General features: G+C 42.3%; 13 protein-coding genes. 12 read left to right on the top strand and 1 reads right to left on the bottom strand.

Features of this window, described 5'->3' with window-relative positions; translation table 11 throughout:
- Positions 1-49 precede the first annotated feature (49 nt).
- The 12 genes from ABZD21_RS09405 (at position 50) to atpG (ending at position 8,684) form a co-directional block, all read left to right on the top strand.
- Positions 50-586, top strand: a complete 537-nt coding sequence (locus tag ABZD21_RS09405) for a DUF177 domain-containing protein (RefSeq protein ID WP_372774686.1) — start codon at positions 50-52, stop codon at positions 584-586.
- A gap of 12 nt (positions 587-598) precedes the next feature.
- Positions 599-784 carry a 50S ribosomal protein L32 gene (gene rpmF / locus ABZD21_RS09410; protein ID WP_372774688.1) on the top strand — a complete coding sequence of 62 codons (186 nt, stop codon included), beginning with the start codon at positions 599-601 and terminating at the stop codon, positions 782-784.
- A 241-nt stretch (positions 785-1,025) separates the two neighbouring features.
- Positions 1,026-2,021 (top strand): beta-ketoacyl-ACP synthase III, encoded by a 996-nt coding sequence (locus ABZD21_RS09415; RefSeq protein ID WP_372774690.1) that lies wholly within the window; start codon positions 1,026-1,028, stop codon positions 2,019-2,021.
- A gap of 25 nt (positions 2,022-2,046) precedes the next feature.
- Complete coding sequence (locus ABZD21_RS09420) at positions 2,047-2,514, top strand: MaoC family dehydratase (RefSeq protein ID WP_372774692.1); 468 nt, start codon at positions 2,047-2,049, stop codon at positions 2,512-2,514.
- A 69-nt stretch (positions 2,515-2,583) separates the two neighbouring features.
- The gene (locus ABZD21_RS09425) at positions 2,584-3,006 is read left to right on the top strand and encodes a polymer-forming cytoskeletal protein (RefSeq protein WP_372774694.1); all 423 of its coding nucleotides are present in this window, start codon (positions 2,584-2,586) and stop codon (positions 3,004-3,006) included.
- The gene (locus ABZD21_RS09430; protein WP_372774696.1) at positions 2,978-3,196 is read left to right on the top strand and encodes an AtpZ/AtpI family protein; all 219 of its coding nucleotides are present in this window, start codon (positions 2,978-2,980) and stop codon (positions 3,194-3,196) included. Before ABZD21_RS09425 ends, ABZD21_RS09430 begins: the two co-directional genes overlap by 29 nt.
- Positions 3,197-3,630: 434 nt before the next feature.
- Complete coding sequence (gene atpB, locus ABZD21_RS09435; protein WP_372774698.1) at positions 3,631-4,746, top strand: F0F1 ATP synthase subunit A; 1,116 nt, start codon at positions 3,631-3,633, stop codon at positions 4,744-4,746.
- A 25-nt stretch (positions 4,747-4,771) separates the two neighbouring features.
- On the top strand, positions 4,772-5,038 hold the full coding sequence (gene atpE, locus ABZD21_RS09440; protein ID WP_372774700.1) for an ATP synthase F0 subunit C: 267 nt from the start codon (positions 4,772-4,774) through the stop codon (positions 5,036-5,038).
- A gap of 75 nt (positions 5,039-5,113) precedes the next feature.
- Positions 5,114-5,608, top strand: a complete 495-nt coding sequence (gene atpF, locus ABZD21_RS09445; RefSeq protein WP_372774702.1) for a F0F1 ATP synthase subunit B — start codon at positions 5,114-5,116, stop codon at positions 5,606-5,608.
- A 4-nt stretch (positions 5,609-5,612) separates the two neighbouring features.
- Entirely contained in the window at positions 5,613-6,161 is a 549-nt protein-coding gene (atpH, locus tag ABZD21_RS09450) for an ATP synthase F1 subunit delta (RefSeq protein WP_372774703.1), read from the top strand.
- A 14-nt stretch (positions 6,162-6,175) separates the two neighbouring features.
- On the top strand, positions 6,176-7,753 hold the full coding sequence (gene atpA, locus ABZD21_RS09455; protein WP_372774705.1) for a F0F1 ATP synthase subunit alpha: 1,578 nt from the start codon (positions 6,176-6,178) through the stop codon (positions 7,751-7,753).
- Positions 7,754-7,802: 49 nt separating this feature from the next.
- Positions 7,803-8,684, top strand: a complete 882-nt coding sequence (gene atpG, locus ABZD21_RS09460; RefSeq protein ID WP_372774707.1) for an ATP synthase F1 subunit gamma — start codon at positions 7,803-7,805, stop codon at positions 8,682-8,684.
- Between the two features lie 330 nt (positions 8,685-9,014).
- On the opposite strand, the gene tsf is transcribed toward atpG, so the two are convergent.
- A partial coding sequence (gene tsf / locus ABZD21_RS09465; RefSeq protein WP_372774709.1) for a translation elongation factor Ts occupies positions 9,015-9,621 on the bottom strand: 607 nt, incomplete at its 5' end.

Below are 9,621 nucleotides of genomic sequence, written 5' to 3' on the forward strand. Positions count from 1 at the left end.
TTCATCGTTTGTATATTTTTTATACTTTTGCAAAACTTTTTTCGAAGCAATGGGCGGATTATCAACATATAATATTGCATTTAAAGGTCTGGCACTTGGCACGCATGAGTTTGACTTTGAGATCAATAAGCGATTTTTCGACTATTTTGACGGCGGGATTGCGGAAGATGGAAACATTGACGCTAAAGTCGTTCTCGAAAAACAAAGTGCATTAATGGTTCTTTGGTTTCATGTTTCCGGAACAGTTAAAATTCAATGTGACAGATGTTTGGATTTGTACGATCAGCCCATTTCGAGCGAGAACAGGGTTTTCATCAAATATGGTGAATCCAGCTTCGAAGACGGCGACGATGTAATTTGGGTAACTACCAATGATCATCAGGTTAACGTAGCCCAAATGATCTACGACTTTATTATTTTAGCGATTCCGATTCGACAGATTCATCCGAAGGATAAAAACGGCAAAAGCCTTTGTAATCCGGAGATGTTGAAGAAATTAAAAAACCTGACTCATACCCAGGAGAAGCCGGAAGAAAAAACCGACTCCCGATGGGACGATTTGAAAAAATTATTAGAAAACGAATAAAGAATTTAGAAAATGGCACATCCTAAGCACAAAACATCAAAAGCGCGGAGAGACAAAAGAAGATCTCACCACCATGCAACAATTGCAACTTTAGCAACCTGCTCTAACTGTGGTGCAACTGTAAAATACCACACTGTTTGTGGCGAATGCGGTTACTACAGAGGCAAACTCGCGATTGAAAAGAACGTAACAGTTTAATTCTCTATAAGATGATCAGAAGAAATTTCTTCTGATCTTTTTTTTTGTAATTGGTGAAATTTTCGAACGTTTTAATTGATTGTTTTAAAACGACTTAGCCCATCCTTTTTGCGCTCAATTCCTTTGCGCTTAAAATTATTACTTCTATCTTTCGACCTCTTTTTTGAATACAAAAAACCTCGCGGAATAACCTTCTTTACAGGTAGTTGCTGAATAAAGGTTATCGTAAAAAATTTGAAATATGGGAAAGATCTATGCAGCAATAACTGGTATTGGTGCATTTTTGCCGGAATACAGGCTTACAAATGAAGAAATTAGCACCATGGTCGACACGTCTGATGAGTGGATCATGCAGCGAATTGGGATTAAAGAGCGAAGAATTTTAAAAGAAAGCGGAAAAGCGACATCTGACATGGGAACTGCTGCGGTCAACGAATTACTTCGAAAGACCAACACATCGCCCGAAGAGATCGACTTAGTGATTTGTGCCACAATAACACCCGACAGACCACTGCCTGCCACCGCAAATATCATCTGCCGCAAAGCCGGCATGCACAACGCTTGGAGCTACGACATTAATGCTGCCTGTTCTGGCTTTGTGTTTGCACTGACCACCGGAGCAAGCTTCATCGAAACCGGAAAGTATAAAAAAGTAATCGTAATTGGTGCCGATATGATGAGCTCTATCACAGATTACACCGATCGGAACACTTGTCCGTTGTTCGGCGATGGCGCCTCTGCAGTGCTTTTAGAGCCTACCAACGAAGAACTTGGCGTGATGGATCACATCAACTATACCGATGGAAAGGGCCGCCATTATCTGCATATGAAAGCCGGCGGATCAAAAAACCCCGCATCAATCGAAACAGTCAACAATCGTGAGCATTTCGTCCATCAGGACGGCCAGACGGTATTCAAGTATGCTGTTTCGCGAATGGCCGATGTAGCGGTTGAAATCATGGACAAAAATAAAATCGCTCCCGAAGAACTTGCCTGGCTGGTTCCACACCAAGCAAATATGCGCATAATCGACGCTGTTGCCCGCCGAATGCAAATCAACAAAGAACAAGTGATGATCAACATTCAGAAATACGGCAATACGACTGCAGCAACAGTACCTTTGTGTTTGTACGACTACGAAAAGCAGCTAAAAAAAGGAGACAAGATTATTCTTGCTGCTTTTGGAGCCGGATTTACCTGGGGAGCGGTCTACCTGAAATGGGCCTATAATTCATAAACTAACTCGATAAAAACAGATTAAAATGAGTCGACTTTTAATTACGAGTCACGAAGATTTTGAGAAACGCGTGGGCGAAAAACTCGGAGTATCTGAATACCATACGGTAACTCAGGAACAAATCAACAAATTTGCCGATGCAACTCTGGATTATCAATGGATTCATACAGACCCGGAACGCGCCAAGAAAGAAGGAGCTTTTGGAGCAACAATTGCTCACGGATACCTGACTCTTTCATTGTTACCCTTAATGTGGGACCAAGTTGTACAAGTTGAAAATTTCAGTATGCTGGTAAATTACGGCATTGAAAATTTTAAATTCGGACAACCAGTTATTGTAAACAGCCGTATCAGAACCCATGTTTGGCTGAAGTCAATCACCAACTTGCGTGGAATAAGTAAAGTTCAACTGAAAGTTTCCATGGAAATTGAAGGAAATAAGAAACCAGCTTTCGAGGGTGAAGCAATTTTCCTTTACCACTTCAACAAATAACATGGCTGCAGGGATTAAGTTTTATCCATCCTCCAAGCCCAAAATACAAAGGTTTCATTCTTCATAAGAATGAAACCTTTATTATATTTGGCAATGCTTAAAAAGAAAGAGATGGCAAAAACCTACAACGAATTAAACAGTCAGGAAATAAACCTGATCGGAAAAGGAACTGAAATTACCGGAGAAATAAAATCAGAAGGTGATATCCGAATCGACGGGGAGCTGAATGGCAACATTTCAAGCACCGGGCGAGTAGTTATTGGTGACTCAGGAAGGGTGACCGGCGAAGTTATTTGCAAGAACTGCGAAGTAGCAGGATATGTGAAAGGAAAAATGAAGATTGAACAACTGATCAATCTGAAATCGACCGCGACTGTCTTGGGCGAAATCAGTACTGACAAACTCAGCATTGAACCCGGTTCGGTTTTCTCGGGCAACTGTACCATGGGAAATCAGCTACAGAATGAAAAAGCTAAAACCCTCAAAGAATAACAAACAGTTTATCCAATACTCAAGCCTGGCAATCGAAATGATTGCCATTATGGGTTTTGGGGTATTTGCGGGAATTAAAATTGACGAATGGCTAACTATGTCATTCCCGGTCTTCACATTGATTTTGATGATCCTTTCCGTTATCGGCGCCATATACCATGCCATTAAAAATTTCATAAAGAAAGACTAAAAATGAGAAGTTTCTTAACCAAGACCGCAATCCTATCTATAATACTCATTACAAGCAAATTACTCGCTATAAAATACCTCTTCCCGACCTCCGAAATTCCATACTTCATATTAATCGTTTGCTTTTTTTTCGTTTCAACAAACATTGTCCATTTTCAATTGTTAAGAATCGCTAGAAAAAACCTACGTAAGTTTAATCCATACTTTCTTGGAATGAACATGATTAAACTCTTCGCATATTTCATACTGGCGCTTGTTTACATGTGGTTTAACCGCGAATTCGCCAAAGAGTTTTTCGTAGCACTTTTCGTTATCTATCTGACCTTTTCGATAATCGAGGTCGTAGAGATTTTGCGTGTTGTTAAACCGAACAAATAGTGAATCGTACTGATTAATTTAGTAAATTCGAAGTTCCTTTGATTAGACAGAATGACCATGGCAAAACTCAGATTTATGCTCACTGGCAGATTAAAATTATTTGCATTCCTTTTTGTTTTTGCAACGGCCGGGTTCACTTCGCCACAAATTTTCGCCGAAGATAGCCCGCAATCCGAAGCTGCAGAAACACATGAAAAGTCATTTGATGCCGGGAAATTCGTATTAGAACACGTCTCCGACGCGCATGAATGGCACATTCTCTCCTACAATCATCACCACGTCAGCATTCCGCTTCCAGTAATCCTATACAGCAAAAACTCAGGGCTAAATGCCTTCTGGTCTTCTAAATTCCACCACGGAACTGAAACCTACCGTAATTTTCGTTTGGAACATGAAGGTGAGCATGAAGGCAAAATAATTGAGTTGAATGATCAAGGCGAATTTGTGGGGATTCCGCTCGACATATCGATAACAAAAACAGTAGTTGGAGCCCTTGTCAGCGTCATCGTAATATTGCTGATCTTTCTGAATGTAGCAAAAACGGCAAAACAACGGACAGGACAAGCTCCTACCGGGATTCAAAGTTTCATGGAACCACTCATTATATTTATCCGCGACGAGGTGGCCATCCCAGCAATCGGAAAGGACAAAAGCGACAAGTTTTTACCCTTCCTGCTCACCTTGTTCTTCTTTATTCTGATTAATAATTTCCTGGGGCTTATCCCTATATTCCCGTTCGGAGCCAATGTAACGGGCAACATCGCTGTGACCATGGTGTTGGCTTTATTCACCTTTGCCATGACCACCATTAGCGGTAACAAACACTACTGGAAAGAGATTTTCAATCCCGACGTTCCTTGGTGGTTAAAATTTCCAATTCCACTAATGCCTATCGTCGAGTTATCGGGCGTCATTACAAAACCCTTTGTATTGATGGTTCGTTTGTTTGCCAACATGATGGCCGGGCATCTCATCGTGACGGTTTTTGTGAGCCTGATTTTTATATTTTCAAGCCTTAACGGGCCAATAGCCGGAGGAATCGTAAGCCCGATATCGGTCGCGTTTTCCGTGTTCATTTTATTACTTGACGTGCTGGTTTCATTTATTCAAGCTTACGTATTTACCCTACTGTCGGCGTTGTATTTTGGAATGGCAACATCAGATCATCATTGATTACATTAATATAAACTTAAAGACTATGACATCTTTATTAATTCTTTTAGCGGAGTCGGTTGGAAACGTAGGCGTTGGTTTAGCTGATATTGGTGCCGGACTCGGTGCCGGTTTGGCTGCAATTGCTGCTGCAATTGGCATCGGTAACATCGGTGCCCGTGCAATGGAGGCAATCTCTCGTCAACCTGAAGCCAGTGCCGATATCCGCTCGAACATGATTGTGTCCTGCGCACTAATCGAAGGTGTTGCCTTCTTTGCTGTGATTGTTTGCGCGCTGATACTTTTTGTTTAGAAATTTAAAATACTGCCTGTTGGCTTCCGGGGTTGCCGGGAGCTTAGGCAGTTAAATTCAAAAAAAACAACCATTATGGGATTTGTTACACCCGACATAGGAACCATATTCTGGATGGTAATCATCTTTGCCATCACGTTATTTATCCTGAAGAAATTTGCCTGGAAACCAATTTTAACGAGCTTAAAAGTTCGTGAGAATACAATCGCCCAAGCACTTTCTTCGGCTGATGAAGCACGGAAAGAAGTTGAAGGATTGAAAGCGGATCAAGAGCAGATTATTGCAGAAGCAAAACGGGAGAAGCATCTCATCCTGAAGGAAGCACGGGAGCTGAATGAAAAGCTCCTCGCTGATGCAAAAATACAAGCTCAAAACGAAGGTCGCAAAATTGTCGAGGCAGCCCGTAGTCAAATTGAAGCTGAAAAGGCAATCGCGATCGCAGATATGAAAAAGCAAATTGTTGATTTGTCTGTTTTAGTGGCCGAAAAGCTTATCCGGCAACAACTCAAGGAACAAAAGGATCAGGACGCGATGGTGAAGAACCTGTTGGATGATCTTAAATTGAACTAAGTTTATGGATCAAAGCAAAATCACAGTCCGTTACGCAAAAGCCTTTTTCACCCTTGCCAAAGAGAAAAATCAGCTGGATTCCCTCAAAAAGGACATTGAACTGATCTTTAGCCTGTGTCAGGAAAGTGACGATTTCAGACATCTTCTGCAAAGTCCGGTGGTAAAGACTTCACAAAAACTAACATTCATGCAGGCTGTTTTCACGAAGAAAATCGATCTGCTGACTCTTAAATTTCTGGAGCTTATTACAAGCAACAAAAGAGAGATTCATTTACCCGGAATATGCCGCAATGTATTAAATCTGTATCGTCAGGATCAAGGAATTAAGTCGGCTATTGTTACCACCGCAACCGAATTAAACGCGACAATTTTTGCACAAGTCAAGGAGCTGCTGGAAGTCGAACTCAAATCCCCAATCGAGCTCAGTAAGCAGGTAAATCCCGACTTGATCGGAGGCTTTATCATCCGAATTGATGATCAGCAGGTTGACACCAGCATCGCGACTCAATTGCGAAAAGTGAGAGCAAAATTATTACAATCCGAAGTTAAATAGAAATAAATATAACAATGGCTAATATAAAACCTGCTGAAGTATCTGCGATACTTAAACAACAACTGGAAGGATTCAAGTCGGCGGCTGAACTGGAAGAAGTAGGCACCGTACTTACTGTGGGTGATGGCATTGCCCGCATTTACGGATTATCCAATGTTGAATCGAATGAAATGATTGAATTCGACAGTGGAATAAAAGGCATCGTACTAAACCTTGAAGAAGACAACGTTGGTGCGGTATTGCTTGGACCATCGGAAGAAATTAAAGAAGGAGATACTGTTAAACGTCTTCAGCGAATTGCCTCAATTGAAGTAGGTGAAGGTGTTTTAGGCCGCGTAGTCAATACGATTGGAGCGCCAATTGACGGTAAAGGAGCCATTGCCGGTAAAAAATATGAGATGCCGCTTGAGCGAAAGGCTCCGGGAGTAATCTTTCGTCAACCGGTAAAAGAACCGCTGCAAACCGGGATTAAAGCTATTGATGCAATGATTCCCATCGGTCGTGGACAGCGGGAATTGATTATTGGTGACCGCCAAACCGGAAAGACAGCCGTTGCCATTGATACCATCATCAATCAACACGAGAACTTTGAGGCAGGAAAACCGGTTTACTGTATTTATGTTGCAGTTGGCCAAAAAGGTTCTACTGTAGCCAACATCGCATCCACTCTTGAGAAACACGGAGCGATGAAATACACTGTAATCGTATCGGCTACCGCAGCTGATCCGGCAGCTTTGCAATTTTACGCCCCATATGCTGGAGCAGCTATTGGAGAGTATTTTCGGGATACCGGCCGCGATGCCCTAATCATTTACGATGACCTGTCGAAACAAGCGGTCTCCTATCGTGAAGTTTCACTGTTACTTCGTCGCCCGCCAGGCCGTGAAGCCTATCCGGGTGATGTTTTCTACCTTCACTCCCGCTTGTTGGAACGCGCGGCAAAAATCATCAACTCAGATGAGATCGCGGCCAACATGAACGATTTGCCAGAATCTCTCAAACCGATTGTAAAGGGTGGTGGTTCGTTAACCGCCTTGCCCATTATTGAGACTCAGGCAAGTGATGTTTCCGCCTATATCCCTACCAACGTAATTTCGATTACCGATGGTCAGATTTTCCTCGAATCAAACCTGTTCAACTCAGGAGTTCGACCGGCGATCAACGTAGGTATTTCCGTCTCGCGTGTGGGTGGTAATGCCCAGGTAAAAGCCATGAAGAAAATTGCCGGAACGCTGAAACTTGACCAGGCCCAGTTCCGCGAACTGGAAGCTTTCTCGAAATTCGGTTCCGACCTTGATGCCGCAACCATGCGCGTTCTGGACAAAGGCCGAAAAAACGTAGAAATTCTAAAACAAGGGCAATATATGCCGATGAAGATCGAGCACCAAATTGCCATCATTTACTGCGGAGCCAAGGAGTTATTGAGAAAAGTCCCCATCGACAAAATCAAAGAATTTGAAAAAGGATTCCTCGAATTGATGGAGATGCAATATCGCTCAACTTTAGATGAACTTCGTAAAGGAAACCTGACTGACTCAGGAATCGCAATCATTGAAAAAGTTGCAGCGGAAGTAGCAGCACGATTTAAATAATTGAAAGGATCCCGGAGCCTCACTTTCGGGTTAAGCATAGATTATTGAAATGGCCAGTTTAAAAGAAATACGAACGCGAATTGCATCGGTAAAAACAACCCGACAGGTTACCAGTGCCATGAAAATGGTTTCGGCTGCAAAATTGAAAAAGGCTCAGGACTCAATCCTTCAAATCAGGCCATATGCAGACAAACTGCATCATATTTTGCAAACATTGAGCGCCAGTCTGGACGACTCCGTTGAATCGGTCTTCACGCAACAACGTATGCCTGAACGGGTTTTGATAGTACTCATTACCTCAAACCGGGGGTTGTGTGGCGCTTTTAACTCGTCGATCTCGAAAACAGCGACCGAATTAGCGACAACAAAATATCGTCGCCAACTGAACGCCGGCAATGTTCATTTCCTATCCGTTGGAAAACAGGGTGAAAAATATCTGAAATCGCGCGGTTTTTATTTAATCGCACAAGCCAATGAGATTTTTGATTCATTGACTTTTGATCGGGCTTCCATATTGGCCAAAAACCTGATGGAAGATTTTGTTACAGAAACCTACGACCGAATTGATCTGGTATATAACGAGTTTATTAACGCGGCAGCACAAGAATGTATCGTTGAACAATTTTTGCCGGTTCAACAAGAGCCAGAGAAATCGGGCAAATCAGCCAATCACAATTACATCTACGAACCAGGAATTGAAGAGATTGTTAACGAATTGATCCCCCGATCGCTTAAGACTCAGTTTTTTAAAGCCCTGTTGGATTCAAATGCATCCGAACACGGAGCTCGAATGACCGCTATGCACAAGGCAACCGACAACGCGACCGATCTGATTAAGGACCTCACTCTAACCTTCAATAAAGCTCGTCAGGCTGCCATTACGAACGAAATTCTCGAGGTTACAAATGGAGCGGAAGCCCTAAACGGATAAGGGATTTCATTCAACTCCTATAAATTTAAAGGCCGTCTCAAAATAATACTTGGGACGGCCTTTATTTTATGACCCAGCTCGAGGCTGTTCAATTGTGGATTCAACTCAGGTTAGGCCGCGATGCAGCTAAATAGCTCTATTTGGCACTTTTTAGAGTGCTCAGCGAAGAAAACCAGCCAGCCCTACCTCTCTGCCCCATCCGGTTGTCATCAGCTCTTAAATCGAAAATTACTGAGCAATCAACAAAACAACACTCGTCATGTGTACATACCAAACAAAAGAGGCCATCCGAATGGATGGCCTCTTGAGAATATATTTCGCGTATATAACTTATTCAGCTAATGCAAAACGAATAAATCCGGTAGCTGTCAAACCTTTACTGCAAGACTCCAAGTATTCTTTTACAGAAACTTTGTTATCTTTTACGAAGGCTTGGTTTAACAGAGTGTTTTCTTTGAAGAATTTAGCCAAAGAACCTTGAGCAATCTTATCTAACATTGCTTCCGGTTTTCCTTCCTGACGGAATTTTTCTTTCGCGATTTCCAATTCTTTCTCAATCACTTCCTGAGAAACAAAATCCTTATCAACAGCAACAGGGTTCATAGCCGCAACTTGCATTGCGATATCTTTAGCTACTTGTCCGTCAACATTTTCCTGGTTGAAACCTACTAAAGTTGCCAATTGGTTCCCTGGGTGAATATAGGCTACTACAGAAGCAGCTTCGATACAACCAAAGTATGACAAGTCGATTTTCTCACCGATCACACCGGTCTGTTCGGTGATGTGATCAGTTAACGTACGACCATCTAAAGTTAAGGCTTTCAATGCGTCAAGATCAGCCGGTTTGTTAGCAATAGCAACATCAAGGAAGCTTTGAGTTAAAGCTACGAAACCTTCGTTTTTAGCAACGAAGTCAGTTTCACAGTTCAACACAACA

The organism is Mangrovibacterium sp. (genome assembly GCF_041596335.1).
GTDB lineage: Bacteria > Bacteroidota > Bacteroidia > Bacteroidales > Prolixibacteraceae > Mangrovibacterium.